The sequence below is a fragment of the Bdellovibrio sp. HCB-162 genome (assembly GCF_047344985.1).
Classification (GTDB): Bacteria; Bdellovibrionota; Bdellovibrionia; order Bdellovibrionales; family Bdellovibrionaceae; genus Bdellovibrio.
The window spans coordinates 2,717,174-2,737,126 of record NZ_CP178861.1; the positions used below are offsets into that span (position 1 = coordinate 2,717,174).

The 19,953-nt window shown below is 44.8% G+C and carries 23 protein-coding genes; 12 read left to right on the forward strand and 11 right to left on the reverse strand.

The features are described from left to right. Nucleotides 1–18: 18 nt before the first annotated feature. From ACLSSO_RS13170 to ACLSSO_RS13180, 3 genes are all read right to left on the reverse strand, one after another. On the reverse strand, nt 19–408 hold the full coding sequence (locus tag ACLSSO_RS13170; RefSeq protein WP_413943081.1) for a hypothetical protein: 390 nt from the start codon (nt 406–408) through the stop codon (nt 19–21). A 106-nt stretch (nt 409–514) separates the two neighbouring features. After that, nucleotides 515–1,021, reverse strand: a complete 507-nt coding sequence (locus tag ACLSSO_RS13175) for a hypothetical protein (protein WP_413943082.1) — start codon at nt 1,019–1,021, stop codon at nt 515–517. Continuing rightward, a complete protein-coding gene (locus tag ACLSSO_RS13180) occupies nt 999–2,204 on the reverse strand; it encodes an MFS transporter (protein WP_413943083.1) in 1,206 nt (401 codons plus the stop codon). Before ACLSSO_RS13180 ends, ACLSSO_RS13175 begins: the two co-directional genes overlap by 23 nt. Nucleotides 2,205–2,327: 123 nt before the next feature. Here ACLSSO_RS13180 and ACLSSO_RS13185 point away from each other — a divergent pair, with 123 nt between their 5' ends. Continuing rightward, a complete protein-coding gene (locus ACLSSO_RS13185) occupies nt 2,328–2,768 on the forward strand; it encodes a helix-turn-helix domain-containing protein (protein ID WP_413943084.1) in 441 nt (146 codons plus the stop codon). 3 nt (nt 2,769–2,771) lie between these two features. On the opposite strand, the gene ACLSSO_RS13190 is transcribed toward ACLSSO_RS13185, so the two are convergent. Genes ACLSSO_RS13190 through ACLSSO_RS13200 form a run of 3 tightly spaced genes read right to left on the reverse strand, consistent with a single transcriptional unit; the run spans nt 2,772 to nt 4,880 of the window. Further along, nucleotides 2,772–3,026, reverse strand: coding sequence for a glutaredoxin (locus ACLSSO_RS13190; RefSeq protein ID WP_340592470.1), 255 nt, complete (start codon nt 3,024–3,026; stop codon nt 2,772–2,774). Between the two features lie 28 nt (nt 3,027–3,054). After that, the gene (locus ACLSSO_RS13195) at nt 3,055–4,209 is read right to left on the reverse strand and encodes a cytochrome c biogenesis protein CcdA (protein ID WP_413943085.1); all 1,155 of its coding nucleotides are present in this window, start codon (nt 4,207–4,209) and stop codon (nt 3,055–3,057) included. Then, on the reverse strand, nt 4,206–4,880 hold the full coding sequence (locus ACLSSO_RS13200; RefSeq protein ID WP_413943086.1) for an ArsR/SmtB family transcription factor: 675 nt from the start codon (nt 4,878–4,880) through the stop codon (nt 4,206–4,208). Before ACLSSO_RS13200 ends, ACLSSO_RS13195 begins: the two co-directional genes overlap by 4 nt. 240 nt (nt 4,881–5,120) lie before the next feature. On the opposite strand from ACLSSO_RS13200, the gene ACLSSO_RS13205 reads away from it, so the two are divergent. Further along, nucleotides 5,121–5,516, forward strand: coding sequence for a hypothetical protein (locus ACLSSO_RS13205; RefSeq protein ID WP_413943087.1), 396 nt, complete (start codon nt 5,121–5,123; stop codon nt 5,514–5,516). A 234-nt stretch (nt 5,517–5,750) separates the two neighbouring features. Then, a complete protein-coding gene (locus tag ACLSSO_RS13210) occupies nt 5,751–8,936 on the forward strand; it encodes a Kelch repeat-containing protein (protein ID WP_413943088.1) in 3,186 nt (1,061 codons plus the stop codon). A 14-nt stretch (nt 8,937–8,950) separates the two neighbouring features. Here the strand turns inward: ACLSSO_RS13210 and ACLSSO_RS13215 are convergent, their stop codons facing one another. Further along, nucleotides 8,951–9,640, reverse strand: coding sequence for a hemerythrin domain-containing protein (locus ACLSSO_RS13215; protein WP_413943089.1), 690 nt, complete (start codon nt 9,638–9,640; stop codon nt 8,951–8,953). A 229-nt stretch (nt 9,641–9,869) separates the two neighbouring features. Here ACLSSO_RS13215 and ACLSSO_RS13220 point away from each other — a divergent pair, with 229 nt between their 5' ends. Then, nucleotides 9,870–11,078 (forward strand): hypothetical protein, encoded by a 1,209-nt coding sequence (locus ACLSSO_RS13220; RefSeq protein WP_413943090.1) that lies wholly within the window; start codon nt 9,870–9,872, stop codon nt 11,076–11,078. Nucleotides 11,079–11,085: 7 nt separating this feature from the next. On the opposite strand, the gene ACLSSO_RS13225 is transcribed toward ACLSSO_RS13220, so the two are convergent. Continuing rightward, nucleotides 11,086–11,976 carry a LysR family transcriptional regulator gene (locus ACLSSO_RS13225; protein WP_413943091.1) on the reverse strand — a complete coding sequence of 297 codons (891 nt, stop codon included), beginning with the start codon at nt 11,974–11,976 and terminating at the stop codon, nt 11,086–11,088. A 90-nt stretch (nt 11,977–12,066) separates the two neighbouring features. Here ACLSSO_RS13225 and ACLSSO_RS13230 point away from each other — a divergent pair, with 90 nt between their 5' ends. The 5 genes from ACLSSO_RS13230 (at nt 12,067) to ACLSSO_RS13250 (ending at nt 17,008) form a co-directional block, all read left to right on the forward strand. Further along, nucleotides 12,067–13,248, forward strand: a complete 1,182-nt coding sequence (locus ACLSSO_RS13230; RefSeq protein WP_413943092.1) for an MFS transporter — start codon at nt 12,067–12,069, stop codon at nt 13,246–13,248. Between the two features lie 195 nt (nt 13,249–13,443). Next, entirely contained in the window at nt 13,444–13,569 is a 126-nt protein-coding gene (locus tag ACLSSO_RS13235) for a hypothetical protein (protein WP_413943093.1), read from the forward strand. A 45-nt stretch (nt 13,570–13,614) separates the two neighbouring features. Then, nucleotides 13,615–14,850: an MFS transporter gene (locus ACLSSO_RS13240; protein ID WP_413943094.1), complete on the forward strand. Its 1,236-nt coding sequence runs from the start codon at nt 13,615–13,617 to the stop codon at nt 14,848–14,850. Continuing rightward, nucleotides 14,847–15,914 carry a TOMM precursor leader peptide-binding protein gene (locus ACLSSO_RS13245; RefSeq protein ID WP_413943095.1) on the forward strand — a complete coding sequence of 356 codons (1,068 nt, stop codon included), beginning with the start codon at nt 14,847–14,849 and terminating at the stop codon, nt 15,912–15,914. Before ACLSSO_RS13240 ends, ACLSSO_RS13245 begins: the two co-directional genes overlap by 4 nt. Continuing rightward, entirely contained in the window at nt 15,911–17,008 is a 1,098-nt protein-coding gene (locus tag ACLSSO_RS13250) for a hypothetical protein (RefSeq protein ID WP_413943096.1), read from the forward strand. Before ACLSSO_RS13245 ends, ACLSSO_RS13250 begins: the two co-directional genes overlap by 4 nt. Here ACLSSO_RS13250 and ACLSSO_RS13255 read toward each other — a convergent pair. After that, nucleotides 17,005–17,304: a hypothetical protein gene (locus ACLSSO_RS13255; RefSeq protein WP_413943097.1), complete on the reverse strand. Its 300-nt coding sequence runs from the start codon at nt 17,302–17,304 to the stop codon at nt 17,005–17,007. The two genes, ACLSSO_RS13250 and ACLSSO_RS13255, sit on opposite strands and share 4 nt — an antisense overlap. A gap of 144 nt (nt 17,305–17,448) precedes the next feature. Between ACLSSO_RS13255 and ACLSSO_RS13260 the strand changes: the two genes are divergently transcribed. Beyond that, a complete protein-coding gene (locus ACLSSO_RS13260; protein WP_295901951.1) occupies nt 17,449–17,973 on the forward strand; it encodes a DUF2231 domain-containing protein in 525 nt (174 codons plus the stop codon). 38 nt (nt 17,974–18,011) lie between these two features. On the opposite strand, the gene ACLSSO_RS13265 is transcribed toward ACLSSO_RS13260, so the two are convergent. Continuing rightward, on the reverse strand, nt 18,012–18,506 hold the full coding sequence (locus tag ACLSSO_RS13265; RefSeq protein ID WP_295901953.1) for a hypothetical protein: 495 nt from the start codon (nt 18,504–18,506) through the stop codon (nt 18,012–18,014). A 142-nt stretch (nt 18,507–18,648) separates the two neighbouring features. Here ACLSSO_RS13265 and ACLSSO_RS13270 point away from each other — a divergent pair, with 142 nt between their 5' ends. Beyond that, nucleotides 18,649–19,152: a fascin domain-containing protein gene (locus tag ACLSSO_RS13270; protein WP_295901955.1), complete on the forward strand. Its 504-nt coding sequence runs from the start codon at nt 18,649–18,651 to the stop codon at nt 19,150–19,152. A 49-nt stretch (nt 19,153–19,201) separates the two neighbouring features. Here ACLSSO_RS13270 and ACLSSO_RS13275 read toward each other — a convergent pair whose 3' ends face one another. After that, nucleotides 19,202–19,384, reverse strand: a complete 183-nt coding sequence (locus tag ACLSSO_RS13275) for a hypothetical protein (RefSeq protein WP_295901957.1) — start codon at nt 19,382–19,384, stop codon at nt 19,202–19,204. A 167-nt stretch (nt 19,385–19,551) separates the two neighbouring features. On the opposite strand from ACLSSO_RS13275, the gene ACLSSO_RS13280 reads away from it, so the two are divergent. Then, the gene (locus ACLSSO_RS13280; RefSeq protein ID WP_295901960.1) at nt 19,552–19,947 is read left to right on the forward strand and encodes a four-helix bundle copper-binding protein; all 396 of its coding nucleotides are present in this window, start codon (nt 19,552–19,554) and stop codon (nt 19,945–19,947) included. Nucleotides 19,948–19,953: the final 6 nt, after the last annotated feature.

Here is a 19,953-nt window from a genome sequence, read left to right on the forward strand (position 1 = left end):
CAAATACTCCTCTGCAGCCTAAGCACAGTTCACCGTCACATTGTGAGTGTGCCCCGCCGACAGAGTCGAAACTTCCATGACACCGTTATTATTTTGCAGCATCGCAAAGTCCGCTGCCGTGATTGTCACATTGTGAGCATGGCCGCTTCCATTGTCAGACAGCGTGTAAGTTTTTTCGGTTCCAGCTACGACATCCGCAGCAGGAATGGTTAGAGTGTGATTGGGGTTGTGAACGACCTGAATACTGACAATCGTTCCACTGGTTGTACAGTGACCTCCTTGGGAGGTATTGCCACCACTTCCGCCGCCGTATCCCCCGCCGCTCCCACCACAAGCTTCTAATAATGAAACTCCAAGAGGCAGCAAGGCCCACTGTGTGGTTACAAAAAGAAACTCTCGTCTTTTCATAAAAAGTCTCCTTCACCAAACCTGGAAAAACTCTAACTGATTACTCCGACAATCAGAAAGACTTATCTCCAAAGAAAATGGAAACACATTGGCGTGTAACGTGACATCAGAAACGACGCATTCTTCCCGCTCCCAGTTCTTCTTTAAGATCAAGACTTGTCAGGCGAAACATCAGCACGAAATCGGAAATACATTTTGTGTCGTGAATATCTCCGGGCAAATAAATCTTACTTTCCCCGGCTTGAACTCGGTACTTTTCGCGACGAACGATCTTGGGCTCTTCGTTTTCACCTGGCAGGCTGGCGTATATTCCCATTTCCATTTCGCCTTTTTGAACTGCGTAAATGACCCAGCCGTTGCCATGATCATGCGGCACTCGGTAAAGATCTTTTTTCTCCGTGTGGGCAAGCAAAATAAATCCATGAACAGGATCACGATAAAGCTCGCGACTTCCTTCAAATCCGTTGAGTAATTCAAGAAGCCAAGGCTCGGAAGATGAAGCTTTTGTGAGGTCTTCCAAAATTACCTGAGCTTGTTCAACCACTTCAGTGCTAAGCGGGCCCCAGACTTTTTGAATACGTTTAATAAACTTAGCGAGTGAATCTTGTTTCATATATTCTCCTTTTCTGAATTTTTAAATGAACAAAAAACATGAGTGCGATGAGAATCGCGGCCACAAGAAAAACAATTTGCAATCCGAAGACTTCAAAAATACTTCCCATGATAAGTGTTCCACCCATAAGTCCTAAGTTGCGCGAAAGACTTAAGGCGCCCGAAATCAAACCGCGTCGGTCTTCTTCAACATTTTTCATGATGCAACTTGAGTTCGCAGATAAAAACATCTGATAGCCAAAACTGAGACATACTGCCGAGAATGCAAATCCGACCGCTCCCAAAAGTGATGGAAGAAAAACAAAAGCCGAAGCTCCAATAAGAAGCTGAATGAAGGCAAATTTCAGAATAGAAGGAAGTCCAAAGCGATCTACAAGAACGCCACTGAAAACACCAAACAAAATGGATGTGATGGGTCCCGCTGACATGACAAGGCCCATTTCAACAGGCGCAACCTTTAAGACACGAGTTAAATAAAAGGGTCCGCCAATTAATGTCGACATCATGACGGCAGAAACGGCTGAGTTTGAAAGCAGATGAGTTCTTAAAGAGGCATCACCGTAAATAGACGTAAGCATATCAATAAGAGCGCTGCTTTTTTGCCTCTCCGCAGCTGATATGACATCGGATGGAACAAAGAATAGCACCAACAGTAAATTCAAAAATCCAAGTGCCGCCACCAAAAAAAATGGAATCCGCCAACCCTGCACCCCCAGAAGGAATCCTCCCAAGGACGGCCCTGTCGCCGTCCCTATCGCCGACGTCGTCGCAAGCAGACCGATGATTCGTCCTGTTTTTTCTTTTGAGATCACATTTGTCACAATCGCGATTGGAAGAACGATGAGGGATGCTCCACCGATACCTTGTACGATGCGTGCAAAAATCAACAAAGCAAATGAAGATGACGATGCACTCATCAGAGCACCGATAACAAAAAAGATTGTTCCTAGAACGAGAGTGGTCCTGCGACCTTTTAAATCTCCAATCCGACCCACAATCAAACTAAACGCCGTCGTGACAATTAAGTAACTAAGAACCACCCATTTAGCTTCAGAAAATGAAACTCCGAAATCCAGTGAAATAGCAGGAAGAACAATGTTCGCCATGCTCGTCCCGAGAGAAGCCAGCAAAACTGAGGCGCTCAATGATCCAATGACTATATGCTGATTAAACTGCTTCTTCATAATCGCAGTGTGCAACCTCAAGTTAACTTGAGTTCAAGCAAAATCTGTGAATCCGACCACTCGAGCGTTGATTTTTATAAAAATTGGCGCAAACTGAGACCTCAAGCTTAGTTGAGGTTAGACATGAAATCGGTTTCTACAAAACAAACCTTGGATATTGGCGAAGTCGTTCAGCTCACAGGTGTTCCTCCCGCGACGCTTCGTTTCTATGAAGAAAAAGGGCTGATTCGTTCTACAGGACGCCACGGCTTAAGAAGACTTTTTCAAGCCCATGTGCTTCAACAATTGCAATTTATTACGCTCGGAAAACACGCGGGACTGACTTTAGAGGAAATTGCTTCGATGTTCACCTCAGAGGGAAAACTTCTCGTTGATCGAAATTTCTTGTTTCAGAAAGCTGATGAAATAGAAAAAAGCATTCACAAGCTAAGTGCTATTCAAAACACTCTGCTTCACGTCGCAAAATGTTCAGCGCCCAATCACATGGAATGTCCTAAGTTTCAACGGCTGCTGGAGGTCGCAGGGAAAAAGAAACCGCGCCGCCGGACGACAGCGCGGAAATAAAATCTAGGCCTTAAGCATCTCTTGCAACTTGCCTTCATCGGCAAGGGCTTTAAGATCCGTGTAACCACCAATCAACTTATCGTTGATCAAAATGATAGGCACCGTTCTCCAGCCCGTTTCAGCTTTAATTCTATCAATCTCTTCAGGCTTATCTGTCAGATCAATAGACTCGTAGGCGATGCCGTTGTTTTCAAAAAAATTGGCAGCTCTGTCGCAATAAGGGCACGGGTTCTTTTTATACATCACTACTTTAGCCATAATTCACTCCTCAGGCTTTGCGGACTTACTAGCAAGTAAGCCCATTTCCGTGGTCACCGCAGCTCTCGCCGTCTTTAAAATGATTCGGCAGAACTGGATGAGGCGTTTCAATTTTTTCTTTATGCATGCATGACGAACGCGGAATCATGTCGATGCCTTGTCTTAACTTTGCTTCACTTTGATAACCCACTGAATGGGCCAGCTCTTTTCCATCCGGAGAAATCAAACTGATTGTGGGCACGGCTCGCACATTGAACACATCCGCAATCTTTTGATTCTCGGCTTTACTAACATTCACCCGCACCACTTGGAATGTGGATGAATTGCAGTCTTTTTCCACTGACGGCAAATAAGCCTCCATGGCATGGCAAACAGGACAAGTGTCCGTGTGAAAGAATAAGAGCTTATGTGGAGCAAGCTTTGAATCATTCAAAGTCACTTTCTCCCCTGCTGTCGTGACGAACTCTATTTCCGTAACACCTTGCTCTTTGTCGAAAACCGCAGGCAAATTACTTTGCGTTAAAATAAAGACGCCAAGGATCATCAATCCATACCCCGTCGCCTCTTCGATCTTCGGAAGATATTTTCTTAGAAGTTTTAGCTTCTCAGAAACAAACTCACCACCGAAAGCTAAACCAATGAAAGGTGCAACGACCCCCGCACCAAAAGTCAGCATCATCAGCGCACTTTCTTGAAGCGATCTGTCTTTCGTTGCGATATAAGCGAGAACCCCTCCAAGAATCGGCCCCACACAAGGTGTCCACGCCAAACCAAAAGTGGCGCCAAAAATAAACCCATGAAGTGACTTCGGAAAATATTTTTTAAAATCAGGCAAGTACGCCGAGCGAGTCATCCATGCGAATACTTTCGAGTCTCCACTTTTCTTTGGCATCATTCCTGACATCTTAAAGCCGTAAAGCAGAACGATGATTCCAGAAATCATCAAAAGATAAACTTTTGACTCTCCCAAAAAATCCGTCACGAATGGCAGACTCATTCCCATAAGTGTGAAAGTGAATAAAAATCCCAACGAGAACAACAACGTCGCACGCACGCGAGAAAAGCGTGAGGGACCGTCTGCCAAAATGTAGTTTGCCGCGACGATGGGAACCATCGGAAGAACACATGGAGAAATAAATGTCCCAAGACCTGCCGCAAACAGACCTAACCAAGTAAATGTCATTGCTTGTCTCCCTGAATAAGTTGCAATTGAAATGGACTTTCTCTTAGACGATAAGCCTCATATCCCAGCTTACGCAGATGCTTTACAGCATTTGAAGCTTTCCCACAGTAACGACCTCGACAATACACATACACAGTTTTTGATTTTACCAAACCCAGAGATTTATAGTTTGCAAAACCAGCAAGATCTTCCATCGGAACTGCAATAGCTCCTGGAACTTTCGTCATCGCCGTCTCTTTCGATGTTCGTACATCCAACAGGGTCGCTTTTCCTTTTTCAACCAACTCAAGAACTTCTTCCGGAGTTTCCTCTGCCACCAAAGAAGCATCGATGAGAATATCTTCTTTATGGTTGAGGTCTTCATCCACCTCGTGAGCAAGATTCTGAAACCCTTCCCACAATTGCAACACCATTGGATTTTGAATTTTATAAATACGGCTCAATCCGCGTCGCTCACAGCTAACGATTCTCATGCGCGCCAGACGCTGAAGATGTTGCGAGACATTGGCAACGGATTCTCCCGTTTCTTGCGCCAACTCCTCAACACTGCATTCCGCTTGCGCCAAAATTTGGATGATTTTTAAACGCGCTGGTGAAGCAAATGCTGAAACAATCTGACTGATCGTTTCGTAAACTCCACTGCGAACTTCTTGCGTTCTGGTTTCTTTCATGAATTCAAGTATTCAATAGATTACTTGAATAGTCAAGGCATCAGCAAAAACCAAGAAAATACCGGTATTTTCAGATGCTTATTGTGAAACTCAATCTTGTGAGTGGACCGTAAAACGCCATCAATGACTAGGAACTTTACACTAAACAGGCTCCAGATCATTTAAAGCGTTGTTCGCTCAGGAACATGCTTTGCACCGCAAAACGTACTCGAAAAAATAACTAAAATGAAAAGGAGACCCATGAAAAAATTTGTACTTCTTATTGCAGGACTTTTGACAACTCTTGCATCTACACAAAGTCTCGCAGCGCAATCGTGTGCTGCTCACTACACGGCAGGCATTGGACATTTATTTAAAGGTGAATCCGTTGTCCTCGGCAATGTTGAAAAAATCAAGCTAGGCCAATCTTCTCACGACGAACTTTACACTGTGTCTGTTTCTAAAAGCGGCCAGGTGTCATTGACTGAAACTCAAACTGGAAAAAAAGTGGAGCTTAAAAGAGCCGATGTCTCTCCAGAGCTTCAAATTCACGTAACAAATGGTGACTTGAAACCTTATCCAGAAGGAGTTCCAGGTACCTTTGTTGATGGTCGTCGCTTCATCGCGATCATGTGCGCTGACCAAAGCAATTTCTAATACGTGTCTTAATTTGCAGGGAGCGCTCCGCTCCCTACGCGTTCAAATCAAGAAATAATCATCTCACTTTGAGAATTCTCGAACGCGGAACAGATAAAAATCGAATTAGCTTCTGATCTCTAAAAGAAAAAGGTCGAGGATCCGATAAGTTATCTCATATATATGAGGAACGTACACCGGACTGTCCTTTGGGCTTTCTTATTAATTATCTCACCTCTCCTGAGCGGTTGCTCTTTGGAAGTCGCTATTGATCCAACGAACCTGACAGATCTTCTTGAATCTCCGAGCCTCGAAGATAACACTCTGAACTCTTCAAAACTTATTCGAGCGCAATATCCGCAAACAGTACGTGTTTTAAACACAGCCACTACTTTGCAAAACGGAAAAATTCTTTTAGCTGGTGGTGCTACGGACGCGAACAACTCCTTCACCACAGTCGCTTTATCTTCTGCTGAAATTTATGATCCTGAACTAGGAACCTGGTCGCAAGCGGCTTCACTTCCCCAAGGAAGACTCAATCATACGGCCACAGCACTTCAGGACGGAAAAGTCTTGATCGTCGGAGGCGCCATTAATAACGGCGCCTCAACGACTTGCTTGAACACCTCAGCTCTTTACGATCCCACTTCGAACACTTGGAGTGCCGCCGCTTCTTTAGCGACGGGTCGTTGTTATCATAGCGCAACCCTTCTTTCCGATGGACGTGTTATGGTCATCGGCGGAAGAACTGAAAACTCTGTGGCCCTTGGAATTTCAAACTATCTTAGCAGCGCTGAAATTTATAATCCGGCAACCAACACATGGACCGCGGCTGCAAGCATGACTGCAAGCCGTGGATACCATAGCGCCGTTTTACTTAAGAGCAACAAAATCTTTGTCGTCGGCGGACGAAACACTTCGGGCCTTTTAACCACTGCTCTCTACAACCCTTCAGCAAACTCTTGGGCGGCAGGTCCGTCGTTAACAAAATCTAGAAAAGATCACACGGCAACTCTTTTACCAGAAGGAAAAGTCGTTATCATTGGCGGCGTTGATGATACAGGAGTCATCTTAAGCGACACGACCCTGTACGATCCATCCTCCGGTGCTTCAGGAGCATTTTCAAACGGCGCATCCCTCGCTATCGCACGTAAATCTCATACAGCAACTCTAATCGGTGACAGAGTTTTTGTCATTGGCGGTAGCACCACATCGACGGCCTTTAAAGACACTGTGATTTACGACCCATCCATAAATCAATGGCAGACATTTGCAGATTTAAAAAGTGGCCCGCGTTATCTTCACACGGCCAATATCGCAGGACAATATTTGGTAGTTCTTGGCGGACTTTCAGAAACCACCTACCTTTTCCCAGTAAACACACCCGAGAAATTAAATATCTCCACATTCATTTGGAAATCTGAAGGCAATATGTCGGCAAGCCGATTTATTCCTGCTGCAGCTTTATTAAACAATGGCAAAGTCTTCGTTAGCGGCGGCGTTTCAACAGAGCCCACTCTGAATTATCCTACTTCATCCGATATCTTCGACCCTGCAACTGGCAACTGGAGTGCTGCTGCACCCATTCCAGCCCCCCGCGCTCGAAGCACGTCGACCACTTTACCCAATGGCAAAGTGCTTGTTGTCGGAGGTCAAGATGACGCAAACATCTTAGGATCCACGGTTCTCTATGATCCAAACTCTAATAGCTGGAGTGCAGGTCCCTCATTAAGCCATCCTCGATCAGGACATGTAGCCGTCCTCTTGCCGAATGGAAAAGTTCTTGTGATCGGAGGAACAGGAGATTTCGGCGGTTCACTTTTAATTGGTGAAGCCGAAGTCTACGATCCAAGCACAAACACTTGGAGTTCAGGTGGCACTATGCCAGTTCCTTGTTACTATCCGTCAGCGACAATTATCTCAGGAAAAGTTGTCGTTATCGGGGGATTAGCGACTCCGAATTACTCACAAGCGGTCCAAATCTATGATATCGCCTCCAACACATGGACCTCCGGAACCTCGGCAACAGTAGGTCGACTGGGACATATTGCTGCGCCTATCGGCGGAAAGATTCTCGTCGCCGGTGGTTCCAACACAGGCGGTTTTTTAAATTCCACTGAAATCTATGATGTTGCAGCAAACACGTGGCAACCAGGTCCCGCTATGTCCATAGCTCGCAGCTCTGCGGGGGTCGCGACTTTGCCCGACGGAAAAATTTTGGTGATAGGCGGACAAGTCACAAGCATCCTTGCGACTTCAAGTTCTGAAATTTATGATCCGGTTGCAAATAGCTGGAGTAAAGCGAGTCGCTTCTTAAACACGGCACGTGGCGGATTTACCACCTTCACACTGTCAGACAGAATTCTTGTTCTTGGCGGCGCAGATCCAGTGAAATCTGTGATGACGGTCGAATCCTATGGACAAGAGACCTCCCCTTCTTCTCAATGGCAGGCTCCTGATATCCTCAAAGGTAGAACGAATCATACTTCGACATTGCTTAAAGATGGCCGAGTTCTTGTCGCCGGCGGAGGTGACGGTGCTAGACCTCTATCAAGCACGGCGATTTATAATCCGTCCACAAATCAATGGACAGCCGGACCGAACCTCTCGGTTGCTCGCTACAATCACACCGCAACTCTTCTTGCTTCGGGCAAAGTCTTTATCGCAGGTGGTGCCGGAGGAGGAGCAGGTTCTGACATTAATCAAACCGCCGACATCTTTGACCCTAACACAAACACGGTTTCTACGATGCCGCTCTTAACCGCGCGCGCCGCTCACGCCGCTATTGAAGTACCGGGCGGGAAAGTTTTGCTTTCCGGTGGAGTTGGAAATACGGATATCACAACAAAGAATGAGATCTGTGATCCTGAGGCAGGCACTTGTCAGGCTTCTGCGGATCGACCCAATGGACTTTACGATGTCGTTGTGCCGTTAAAAAACGGGAACTACTTGTTTGTCGGCGCTTTTGGAAATAACACTTATCAACCGACGACAGACACATGGACGGCGGCTGCTTCCATGAGTGTCCAACGCGCTTTCCACGCCGCGACTCTGCTCCCGAATGGAAAAGTTTTGGTGACAGGAGGAATTTCTGTTCTGGATGGTCAGTCCGTTGCCAGCACTGAGATTTACGACCCCGCAACCAACACTTGGTCTGCAGGTGCTCCTTTAGATACTCCTCTTTCTTATGCCACCATCAATCTTCTTCCTTCAGGAGAAGTCGTTCTTACAGGCGGCACCCCAGCAAGTATTTTTGACGGAGAGAGTGGTGTTCGGATCTATAACTACCTCACCGGTCAGTGGACTCTCGGACAATCATTAAAGGACGCTCGCATCGGTCACACCGCGACTCTTTTAAAGAATGGACACTTGATGGTGTACGGAGGCCAAAGCACCACTCTTGGAGCAATTCCTTTCTGGGAACAAGTTTTCGATCCTTAGTTTATAAACGACGGCTACAGACGAGGGCTGTACTGTTTTAGGTCAAAAATTCCTAAGTCTTTTTCAACCTCTTCAATCCGACCGACGATATTTTCAAATCCATTTTTGCCAAAAAGCTGACGCTCACGCTCTTCAAAATTTTCGCCGAGTTGATGGTATTCTTTCTCTCCGACCACGTTTTTAAACGCCGGAAAAAGGACTGTGTCCTCTCGCGCTTCGTGGGCACGATACATTTTGACAAAGGCTTGGAGCGCCGTTTTTAATTTATCCCTTTCGTCATTATTCTTTAAAGACTTCGTGTTTGAATAAGAAAGAATCGACGAAGTCAAAGTTCTTCCAGCTTCATGTTGTGATTTTAGGATCGGAACAAGATCCGTGAGTTGATTGGCCCTCATAAGTCTTGGAAAGACAAAATCCTCTTCCAACTTTTCGTGATAGCCTTGAATAAAATTCTGAATGATCGACGCTGATTTTTTTAATTGCTCAGGATCAAATTCTTTCTTTTTATCAAGGCGCAGACTGACCTCATCATAAATTAACAGGATTCTGTTCAAAGCCCCGTGCTCGCGCATAAGGTCTTCAACAGCCGTGACATTTTTCTCTTTTTCTTCTTTCGCCCACGCCGAGACACCGGGAGTAAAAGCAAGAAGTCCCACTCCCAAAGAGGCCGTTGACTTAAAGAAGTCGCGTCGTTCTTTTTGCATAGAAGACCACTGTACTGTAAGGCAGAAAGCTCTTTTAACTTTCAATCTTGAAAATACCAAAATACAAAAGCCCGAAGGGACAGACGACATTGTGTTCGTTTATTTTTATCGAATATTTTTAAATAAAATATCACCCGAAACTATGAGTGTTTTTTTACAAATCAAAGAGAAGCCCTTTAAAACTTCCAAACCTTTCTGTATAGACATCAAAATAAACAGGAAAGAAATTATGAAGTTAAAAGCCCTTTTGTCTGCGTTGATCATCTCAGGAGTCACATTATCTGAATCCAGCCACGCCTTTTTAGTGGCCACAGAGCCGGCCTCATTGCGTGCAGGTGTTCCGACAGATGTTTTTGTAGCAGGCGACGGCAACGAGCAAGGAGACCTGTTTTTGAAATCCGCAGCCTTAGCCGCTCAAGTTTCCAAAGACCGTTTTCCACAAAGACAAAGAGTTGTCATTAGTGCTGTTACTGATTCTGTTTATGATGAAGGCGCTCTTCTTACTAAAGCGGGATTTTCTCTCAGAAAATTGGACGGCGAAAAATTGAGCAAAGAAAATCTTTTGGCATTATTGGGTCGTCTTCAAGCGCCCATCTCTTCTTTGCAGTTTTTTGCCCACTCAAATCCTCGAGTCGGCATGGAGTTAAAAGGATCTGCCCGACTTTCTTCTGATGACCCTGAGTTTGCGGAAATCAAAAAATTCTTAGCACCCAATGCTATTGCTGTTTTTCACTCTTGCAGTTCGGGATGGGTCATGGCACCAGCGGCAGCAAAAATTTGGAACCGTCCTACTTTTGGCGCCTTCACATCAGATGATTTTCAAGAGCTTATGTCGGATGGAAAATGGTATTTCCATGATGCGGGTCTTTATCCAGAAAATCTTTCCCGCATTGGTTCTACCAGCAGCATTGTTCGCGAAAACATCAAATGTGGCAGCCGCGAATGCCTTCGTCTAAAGCCTGCAAATGTTCCTTATGACGGAGCCGTAGGACGCTTTGGAAAAGGACTGGGCTTTTACAAAGTTTTCTCTACGAATACAGACAAAATCCCGGCGGCGTTGATTCACTACACTTTATTAGTTCCTTCCGTCACGCCATTGACGGCACAATCCTCACGCAAAGACATTCTCGCCGTGGTCAAGGATTGGATGTGTCCCTCAGATAAGAGCAGCAAACTTCGCGACGCCTGTTCTCAGGCTATCGATAGCGGAGCCTTTCAAAAAAATCCTACGCTCAGTTTCTATTCCGGTCCCGCCGTTGCGTGCAATAATATCGACTGCCAGACTGTCGTGAAATGCAGCAAATTAAAATCAGCCATGGGTCTTCCTTCTTGCAAAGCCCAGAACTTAAGCGACGCGCCTTCAACGGTCTTTAGCGATCAAATGAAGATGATCATGAAGGGTCTCCAAATGTTAGAACAACGCCAGATCGTGTTCTAAAAATCAGTCAAAGTGCCGACTTTAGTTTTCCTTTTAAAAACTTGATAAACACATCCGCACGCAGTGAGAGCTGCGTGTTTTTATAATAAATTGCATGGATTTGTTCGCGTTGATCCACTGTTGCACCGGCCAGAACTTGCACCAATTGGCCGTTTTGACGATCCGGATTTGTCATGAAATCACCGAGACACACAATCCCCGCCCCGCTTCTTGCAAGCTGCAAAAGCGTTTCACCACTGGAAGCACAAAACTTGGGCTTTGCGATATATTTATTTCCTCCGCCATATTTGAGTGGCCAGTGATTCAACTCGCGAGGATCCGTAAATCCGATAAGCTGATGCTTTTGCAAATCTTCAACCGTTTTAGGAGTTCCATACTCCTTCAAGTACTCGGGACTCGCTAAAATGCGACGTTTGCTTGATCCCAAATTCACCGCATGCAAAGAAGAATCTGCAAGAGCACCGATACGAATCGCGACGTCGATACGATTCTCTAGAAGATCAATATTTCTTTCGCTACTATAAAGTTCAATTTGAATCTCTGGATATAAACGGCTGAACTCTGTCATATACGGAACAACAGAATGTAATATGAATGGAGAGGCCGAATCCACGCGCAAAACACCTGAAGGCATGTTCTTCGAACCCACAGCTTCTTCCGCCGATTCCAAGGCCTGAATGACATCTCTTGCACTTGTTAAAAATCTTTCGCCTTCTGCCGTTAAGTCGAGCCTGCGCGTTGTCCTGCGAAGCAAAGTCACTTTGAGTTTTTGTTCCAGCCGTGCAAGTGTTCTGCTAATTCCCGAGGGTGTTTGATTTAGCTCCTCAGCCGCTCCACTGATGGTTCCGTTGTCAACGATCGCGATAAAGGCTTGCAGCTCTTCTAAGGTTGTTTTCATTATTGACTCCAATTCAAATATATTTTGCTGATTCATGACTAAATATTCAATAGCAAAAGTGCTACTTTAAGATCATGTAAGGAGGTGCAAATGCCTTTAGCAATATACGCTCTGATGATCGGAGCATTTGGAATTGGAACGACTGAATTTGTTATTATGGGACTTTTACCACAAATGGCCAAAGACCTCGGCGTAAGCCTTTCGTCGGCGGGACTTCTTGTGAGCGGATACGCGTTGGGTGTTGCAATTGGCGCACCGATTTTATCTCTGCTTTCCTCCCGCTGGCCTAAGAAAAGATCACTTGTGATCCTTATGGGTTTTTTCACTTTAGGGAATCTTCTGTGTGCGCTTGCGCCTAACTACACCATCTTAATGGTGGCTCGTGTATTGACTTCATTTGCCCACGGAACGTTTTTTGGTATCGGATCAGTCCTTGCCACAAGCTTGGTTAAACCCAATCAAAAAGCCAGTGCCATTGCGATGATGTTCACGGGGCTCACTCTAGCAAATGTGCTCGGTGTTCCTTTTGGAACTTGGCTTGGACAAGTTTATGGATGGCATTCCACATTTTGGGCTGTCACAGCCGTAGGGCCTCTTGCCATGGCCGCTTTGATTTTCTTCGTACCTCAGAAAAAAGACGAAGCAGCACAGTCCTCCATGGCCCATGAAATTCAAGTCGTCTTAAAACCGCAAGTTCTTGTAAGTCTTCTTTTGACTGTCCTTGGATTTGCCGGAGTATTTGCAGTATTTACTTACATTGCTCCGATTCTCACTGAGATCACGGGCTTTTCAGAAAAAGCCGTTTCTCCGATTTTACTTTTGTTCGGAGCAGGTCTTATTGCAGGCAATATTGTCGGAGGAAAATGGGCCGATAAAAGTTTGAACGTGGCCCTGATCGGAAGTCTTCTCGCACTGTCTATGGTTCTTGTCGGCTTCGGGACTTTGATGGAATACAAATACATCGCTTTACTTTTAGTCGCACTTCTTGGATTCACGGGATTCGCAACAGTCCCGCCTCTTCAAATGCGCGCTCTTGAACACGCGGCAGAGGCCCCGACCCTTGCTTCCGCATTGAATATCGCGGCTTTCAATTTGGGAAATGCTCTGGGAGCTTGGGCCGGAGGGGTGGCCATAGATCACGGTGGCCTTTCAACAACAAGTTGGACTGCGCTGAGTATCGCCATCGCCGGAATCGTCGTTGCTTTTGTCAGTAGTAAGTTTTCTTCAGCCAATACCACCGCCAAAATCGATCGCAGTTTGATCGCTCATTAATTTCCAATCCCCCCTTTCAACGAGGGCTCTTTATTCAAGAGTCCTCAAATCCTCTTTCCTAGACTGCCTTATCAAAATCAGGAAAAAATTCCGCCAAATCGATTTTAAACGCAGTTGACGTTCAAAAATCGGCGGCACCGCCATTGCTCTTTCGGACAGGCACAACAAACCGCCCTCGGGCAGAAGGAGCAGAAAATGCTTATCAAAGTAAAAGCAACAGCTACTAAAAAGACGACAAAACGTAATGCGATCAAAGTGCGTAATGCTATTAAAGTTCGCAATGCCATCAAAGTTCGTAACGCCATTCGCGTACGCAACTAATTTTAAGGGGCGCACACCGCGCCCCTTTTTTTTTAAGGATCTTTTATGAAATACGTTTCACGCTTTAATCAAATGCTTACGATTGATGCTCTCTTTGAAGGCGGCCGAATGTTTGTTGGTGCGACCTCTGTCACTTATCTTCTTCATTCTGGTTTGAGTCTTTCACAAATCGCGTTTCTTAAATCCGTTCAAGCAATGACGGTGCTTTTAGGTGAAGTTCCTACGGGAGTTTTGGCCGACAGCATGGGACATAAAAAAAGCCTTCTTGCCTCAAGTCTTTTTGCGGTTCTGGGCTTTGCTCTTTACTACTGGGGCGAAGGATTTAATTTCTTTGTTATCGCCGAGATTCTCACGGCACTTTCACTTTGTTTTTGGTCTGGTGCCTTCGAAGCTTTCGCCATTGATGAGGCAAAGCTTGAAGAGACTCCAGGAGAAATCGACAGATTTTTTCACTCTAATCAGTCTTTAAATAGCGTCACTGTTTTGGTTTTTGGTCTTCTCGGAGGATTCCTCGGCCACTTAGGCTTAGCTCTTCCCTATTTAGCTGCCATTGGCTCTTATATTTTTATGGGTGCTCTCTTATGGTCCATTCCTGAGACAGCGAAAACTCAAACGGGTTCTTCCGAATATGTTCCGTGGTTTAAAAATATTAAGAAGCACCTTAAAGCCACTTTCACTCAAGGACTCTTGCATCCGGCTTTAATGCCCTTTTTTATCGCCAATATTTTAATTCAGTTCACAGTGCAGCCTTTGCTTCACTACTGGCAACCTTACTTTCAAAGTTTAAATGCGCAGCTTGGAACTGAAAAGCAGGGTTTGATCTTTGCTGCCTATTGCGCAACGTCCGCTTTGTTTGGAGCTATTTATGCAAAGTATTCGGCAAAACCGTTCCTCCGTTCACCAAAAATCACGATTGTTTTATTTGCTGTATTTTCGGCTCTCTACTGTCTGCTGGGTTTAGAAAGCCCATGGCTTTTTGCCGTGGTTGTTTTCTGCCTTCTTCAAGGAACGTTGTCCATTGCACGAACGTCCCTGGGTGTGCGTATGAATGAAAATATTGATTCAAGTTCCCGCGCCTCCATCTTGAGCAGTTTGAGTTTGATTTCAAGACTGGGAATGGTGGGAGCTCTTTATGTCATCGGGCAGCTCGTGCCCGCTCAGCAAAGTGCGCCCTCCCTGGTTCCCCTTTTTAAATACTTCGGATTTATTTCCGTTGGGCTGGTTGTTCTTATCGTTGTTGGATCTTTCATCAATCAAAGAAAAAAGAGAGTTATTTTATGAAATATCAAGTTCCCCGCTATTTAGGCATTCAAGATGTTCAACGTACAAAGAAAAATTCTTACGTTCTGAACGTTGGCTTTTCAGACCACCTTTCAAAAAAAGTTCAGCTGGATTCAGAGGCCATGGAGGTTCTTAAGTTTTTCCTTCAAGCAAAAACGGCAAATGCCGCAAAAAAGAATTTCTCCTGGAGTGAAGCTAAAACCCAAGAAGTTCTTGAAGGACTTAAAACAGCAAAGCTCCTGGTGGAAGTTCCTAAGCGTTCCAAAAAATTTGAACGCTATGACCGCCATTCTTTATTCTATCAACTCGGTGATTTAAATGGACTTGAGGCGCAGAAAATTTTATCGCAAAAGAAAGTGGCTTTGATCGGCGCCGGTGGTATTGGCAACTGGGTGGGACTCAATTTGATTGGTGCAGGATTTAAAGAAATCCGTATTATTGACTTTGACCGAGTTGAGTTAACAAATCTGACTCGCCAGGTTTTATTTGACGAAAAAGATCTGGGAAAACTTAAAACAGAAGTCGCTGCAAAGGCTCTACAAAAGAAAAATACACAAACAAAAGTTCGTCCTGTCGAAATGAAAGTAACCTCTGTCAAAGAACTAAAAAAAGTTCTAAAGGGCATGGACTTCGTTATTCTTTCGGCAGATCGCCCTGAAAAAATTCATGATTGGGTGGACGAGGCCTGCCAGGCATTGCAAATTCCTTATCTTAATATCGGATATCGTGATGGAGAAGGCGTCGTAGGACCGATGACTGTGCCAGGAAGGACTTCGTGCTATCAGTGCTTTAAAAGTCAAACTTCGGAGGAGAAGACAACAGATCACTCGAGCGCAGAAATTCAAAATCTTTTTGATGATCGCTATCAGGCACCGTCCTTTGGACCTTTGAATGCCTTGGTTTCTACTGTAGGAAGCTTGGAAGTGATTAAATACTTCACGGGTCTTGGTGAATTGCGCAGTCTTGACACTGAAATCTCCGTCAATGCGTTGACGTTGGAATGGCGTCATCACTCCTATCACCGTGACCCGCACTGCTGGCACTGCCAAAGTGATTCTTTATGAAAATAAAACGCGAACACCAAAGATTTGAAATCGACGTCCGCTTCTCCGCTGGAAAAAAACTTTATCAAAGAGTTTATTCTACGGCGGGATTCTGGCACAAAGAGGGACCCAATGTCAGCCATGGGTCCTTGACACTTCAGTTAAATGAAACAAGACAGCTTCACTTGCATGCTGTTTTGAAAGAGGCTTTGCGTTTATTAAAACGGCAAGGTCTTTCTAACTATCGTGTCACCTTACGCGCGGATCTGCGCACGGTGAAGACTGCCAAAAAGTTTCAACAATACAAAGAAAGTATTTATATCGAAATTCCCGGAAACCAAGGTTTTTACTTTGTTGCGCCTCTTGCCCAGTTTAACGAAGGGAATTTTGTTAAGCTTTTGAAGGAACACTTTTCTTATTTTAAAAAACCTCTTTTGCAAACCACTTTGGATGTCGACACTTTGACTTTAACCCCTTCGGCGTTTGGCTTTCTTCTGCATGAAGGACTCGGTCACCGTCACGAGTCTGACGATCACACGGCCAGATTGAAATTAAAAAAATCCTCTTTGACGAACTTCTCGGTGGTTGACTCCCCAGGCCAGGAGACAATGCTTGGACACACGCCGTTTGATGATTGGGGCGTTGCCGGTAAAGACGTGGTTCTTTATAATGGTCTGACTGGAAAGACAAATTTACTGACTGCTAAAAGCGGAAATTCCCGAGCTGTCAGTCATGAATATCATCCGTTAATTCGTCAACGCTGTTTGATCGTCAAAATGCATGCAAAGGTTGAAGCCCCTGTTGCTGAAGGCTCCCTTCATATCGAAGACGTTCGCATGGGTTCCTGGAACGGAGATCTTTTAGAGCTCGAAGTTGGAAAAGCTCTTTATCACGATAAGAAAGGCCAAGAGTGGCGCCTTTCCCCGTTTACAATTAAAATGAAACCGGAATTAGTCAGTCAGATGAAAGCCTTTGGCGACCTTGAAATCTCAAGTCCCGCTGGCGGCTGTCACAAAGGTTTGCAGCGGGGCCTTGATATCAGTTTTTTGACACCTTCCGCTTTTATAAATTTAAACAAAAGCGCCGTGTCCGACCAGCTTGAATTTATTTTTTAGTTTTTTACGCACTTCACTTTTTGGGGATCGCAGGAAGAAATCAAGGTGTTGCTTTTACATTTATAAAGAACTTCCTTGCGAGCCTCCTCTTCGCTTTTTGCCATGGCAGAGTAACGATTTCCCATCGACTCCACTTTGCATGTGTATGTCGCAACCAGTTTTACGCCGTTGGATGTGTCCAGAGCCAAGGTGCCTTCATTGGGATTTTTGTCGTTAGGGTTAATGACCTTAAGACCACATCCTACAAATGACAGAGCCGCAAAAATTATCACCACAACACTGCTTTTTGAAAACATAAGAGCTTCCCGCCTTCAAAGACCTTCGACCATAAAAGATACATGAACAATTATGGCCTATTCCCCTAGCGGATGCAATTTCGCACTGGCCCTGTTTTAATCTGCCTCACTTATTATAATAAAAAACGATTCAAAGGAGGATTTATGTATAGCAAGGCTTCCATTAAAGGACATCCGATCCATCCTATGCTGGTCGCATTTCCCATCACACTTTATCTCGTCACTTTTATTGCTTTTGCCGTTTATTATTATACGAGTGCCGATATTTTTTGGTTTAAGCTCGGATATTTTTCGAATATGGCTGCAGTAGGATTGGCTGTTTTAGCAGCGATCCCTGGATTCATTGACTGGGCTCTGGGTATTCCTAATAAAACCGAGGCAAAAACAGATGGCTTAATTCACATGTCACTGAATCTTATTACACTCGCTTTGTTTGCCGTGAATGCTTCGATAATCAGCGGAACTTGGAATGAGCCTCCGGTGAATTTAGGAGTGTCATTGATCTTAACAGGAATTGGCTCTTTGACTCTTTTAGGAGCAGGATTTTATGGATGGAAGATGATTGGTGTTCATAAAGTCGGTGTCTTAATGAGTACGGAGCAAGAGGAAATTCAAGAACGCTATGAACGTAAACGTCCTCATGAAGAACCTCCCGTTATCTTTCATTGATTTAGAAAGAGCGGGTTGAACACCCGCTCTTTTTTTTCTTATTCCGCTTCAAAACCAGTGACTGAGAACCATTTGTTTTCGGATCCGGCCAAGACAAAGATGATCGGTGCGACACACGCCTTAGGAAGTTTGATCTTTGCTCGGATGCGGGAATTTCCGCTTGTCGTCGCTGGAAATCCCTTTGTTACCACATTGACAGTTGTCACTTTACCGTCGTGAGTTTCTGATAAACAGCTCACCAAGCCGCGAAACTCTTTCTCATCATTAATGCCGCGCTTGTCCGGCGGAACTATTTCATCATTACTAAAAACCAAACCTCTCACTTTGATGTCAAGCATACCGTCGGTAGACAATGAACCTTTGGCACTTTTAATCACCCAAGGCAGTTCATCACCCAGCACATTACGGATTTGTGTTCCTCCCACAAAAGGACCGTCAACACCGTACATAGTTTCAAATTTGATAATACTTGCAGCATTGGCGAAAACCGGAGCACTTAGAGCTACCACTGCAGCTAAAAATAGAGACTTCATAAATTTCCTTTCAAAAAATATTTCAGCCATTCTGGTCCGAAAAGTTTCCGAGTCAATCCGTGGCGATAAATTGCAAGTGCTGTGTTTTTACATCTTCAAAGTCGTCGTGAGTTTTGGAATCTTTAAGCCCAAGGAGATTTTTATGAAAACGATGATTTTGTTAGCTGCTTTATTTTCCATGGTTGGTTTTACTTCAGGCGCTTATGCGTGTAACGGGCCGATTAAGTGTGCGATAAAAACTTACACCGGAAACTATGTCACCGCCGTGGGCGGCGGAGGACGTATTACTGATGTGATTCATACAGATGCCACAAGGCTTCGCAATTGGGAAAAATTTATTTTGGAAGATTCTTGCGAAGGCACACCGATCCACTATGGTATTAAAACTTACAACGGCCACTATCTCACAGCCGTCGGAGGTGGCGGGCGTATTACAGATGTCATTCACTCTGATGCCACTCAGCTACAAGCGTGGGAAAAATTTACTTTTATTCCTCTTGGCGGTGATGTCTATGCCATTCAAACGGCTACAGGAAATTATGTGACGGCCGTCGGTGGCGGTGGGCGCATTACTGATGTGATTCATACCGACGCTACTAAGATTGGAAATTGGGAAAAGTTCACTCTTGTCTGCGGTATCCGTTAACAGAAGAGCGGCAAGACTCTATGAGATCTTGCCGCTTTTAATTTTAAATTTAGATCGATCCAGGATTGCCAGGTTTGTCTTTTTTATCGCTCCAGTGTTCAATTTTGTCTCCGGCGTCGTGGATAACTCTTCCGGTCTTTGGAGCTTTATTGGAAACCTTGTCCCCGACTTTCTCGATTTTATCGCCCAATTTGCGCGACCAACTTTCTTTATCACCTTTTTGAGTAGCCATAAAATCCTCCTTACTGCTTCGATTTTAAGTCCGAAACCCTCAGGAACCCACTTCTTTTAAAAATTTTGTGCGTCTACACCAGACCGTCGGCGGACTGGTGTTAAAATAAAACTGTCCTCTTTCATATACTCGGCTCAGCATGAAAGAAGGAAAAACGGGAGGCTTCTATGGAACGAACATCATCCTTTAGATCAGATAGCCAAACATCCGAATTCTTTAAAAGCCATGCAGGAATGGAAGAGTGTATTGCCAATTGTGCCGAATGTTTTCAGGTGTGCACTCGCTTGATTCCTCATTGCCTGCATCTGGGGGGTGAACATGCGGGGGCAGAACATATTAATCTTCTTTCTATCTGTGCCGCGATTTGCGAAACCTCAGTAAGATTTATGCTTGCAGAGTCGGAATTTCACGAAGACACCTGTGCAGTGTGTGCTAAAGTCTGTGACGCCTGCGCCGATGACTGCGAAAGAATTGATGGTGGCGATTATATGATGAAAGAGTGCATTGAAATCTGCCGTGAATGTGCGGAGAGCTGCAGAAAAATGGCATCACATTCACATTAAAGCGGG

Excerpts from the sequence above, each read along its gene's own strand:
- ACLSSO_RS13170 (WP_413943081.1), bottom strand. The coding sequence starts at position 408 with ATGAAAAGACGAGAGTTTCTTTTTGTAACCACACAGTGGGCCTTGCTG.
- ACLSSO_RS13175 (WP_413943082.1), bottom strand. The coding sequence starts at position 1,021 with ATGAAACAAGATTCACTCGCTAAGTTTATTAAACGTATTCAAAAAGTC.
- ACLSSO_RS13180 (WP_413943083.1), bottom strand. The coding sequence starts at position 2,204 with ATGAAGAAGCAGTTTAATCAGCATATAGTCATTGGATCATTGAGCGCC.
- ACLSSO_RS13185 (WP_413943084.1), top strand. The coding sequence starts at position 2,328 with ATGAAATCGGTTTCTACAAAACAAACCTTGGATATTGGCGAAGTCGTT.
- ACLSSO_RS13190 (WP_340592470.1), bottom strand. The coding sequence starts at position 3,026 with ATGGCTAAAGTAGTGATGTATAAAAAGAACCCGTGCCCTTATTGCGAC.
- ACLSSO_RS13195 (WP_413943085.1), bottom strand. The coding sequence starts at position 4,209 with ATGACATTTACTTGGTTAGGTCTGTTTGCGGCAGGTCTTGGGACATTT.
- ACLSSO_RS13200 (WP_413943086.1), bottom strand. The coding sequence starts at position 4,880 with ATGAAAGAAACCAGAACGCAAGAAGTTCGCAGTGGAGTTTACGAAACG.
- ACLSSO_RS13205 (WP_413943087.1), top strand. The coding sequence starts at position 5,121 with ATGAAAAAATTTGTACTTCTTATTGCAGGACTTTTGACAACTCTTGCA.
- ACLSSO_RS13215 (WP_413943089.1), bottom strand. The coding sequence starts at position 9,640 with ATGCAAAAAGAACGACGCGACTTCTTTAAGTCAACGGCCTCTTTGGGA.
- ACLSSO_RS13220 (WP_413943090.1), top strand. The coding sequence starts at position 9,870 with ATGAAGTTAAAAGCCCTTTTGTCTGCGTTGATCATCTCAGGAGTCACA.
- ACLSSO_RS13225 (WP_413943091.1), bottom strand. The coding sequence starts at position 11,976 with ATGAAAACAACCTTAGAAGAGCTGCAAGCCTTTATCGCGATCGTTGAC.
- ACLSSO_RS13230 (WP_413943092.1), top strand. The coding sequence starts at position 12,067 with ATGCCTTTAGCAATATACGCTCTGATGATCGGAGCATTTGGAATTGGA.
- ACLSSO_RS13235 (WP_413943093.1), top strand. The coding sequence starts at position 13,444 with ATGCTTATCAAAGTAAAAGCAACAGCTACTAAAAAGACGACAAAACGT.
- ACLSSO_RS13240 (WP_413943094.1), top strand. The coding sequence starts at position 13,615 with ATGAAATACGTTTCACGCTTTAATCAAATGCTTACGATTGATGCTCTC.
- ACLSSO_RS13245 (WP_413943095.1), top strand. The coding sequence starts at position 14,847 with ATGAAATATCAAGTTCCCCGCTATTTAGGCATTCAAGATGTTCAACGT.
- ACLSSO_RS13250 (WP_413943096.1), top strand. The coding sequence starts at position 15,911 with ATGAAAATAAAACGCGAACACCAAAGATTTGAAATCGACGTCCGCTTC.
- ACLSSO_RS13255 (WP_413943097.1), bottom strand. The coding sequence starts at position 17,304 with ATGTTTTCAAAAAGCAGTGTTGTGGTGATAATTTTTGCGGCTCTGTCA.
- ACLSSO_RS13260 (WP_295901951.1), top strand. The coding sequence starts at position 17,449 with ATGTATAGCAAGGCTTCCATTAAAGGACATCCGATCCATCCTATGCTG.
- ACLSSO_RS13265 (WP_295901953.1), bottom strand. The coding sequence starts at position 18,506 with ATGAAGTCTCTATTTTTAGCTGCAGTGGTAGCTCTAAGTGCTCCGGTT.
- ACLSSO_RS13270 (WP_295901955.1), top strand. The coding sequence starts at position 18,649 with ATGAAAACGATGATTTTGTTAGCTGCTTTATTTTCCATGGTTGGTTTT.
- ACLSSO_RS13275 (WP_295901957.1), bottom strand. The coding sequence starts at position 19,384 with ATGGCTACTCAAAAAGGTGATAAAGAAAGTTGGTCGCGCAAATTGGGC.
- ACLSSO_RS13280 (WP_295901960.1), top strand. The coding sequence starts at position 19,552 with ATGGAACGAACATCATCCTTTAGATCAGATAGCCAAACATCCGAATTC.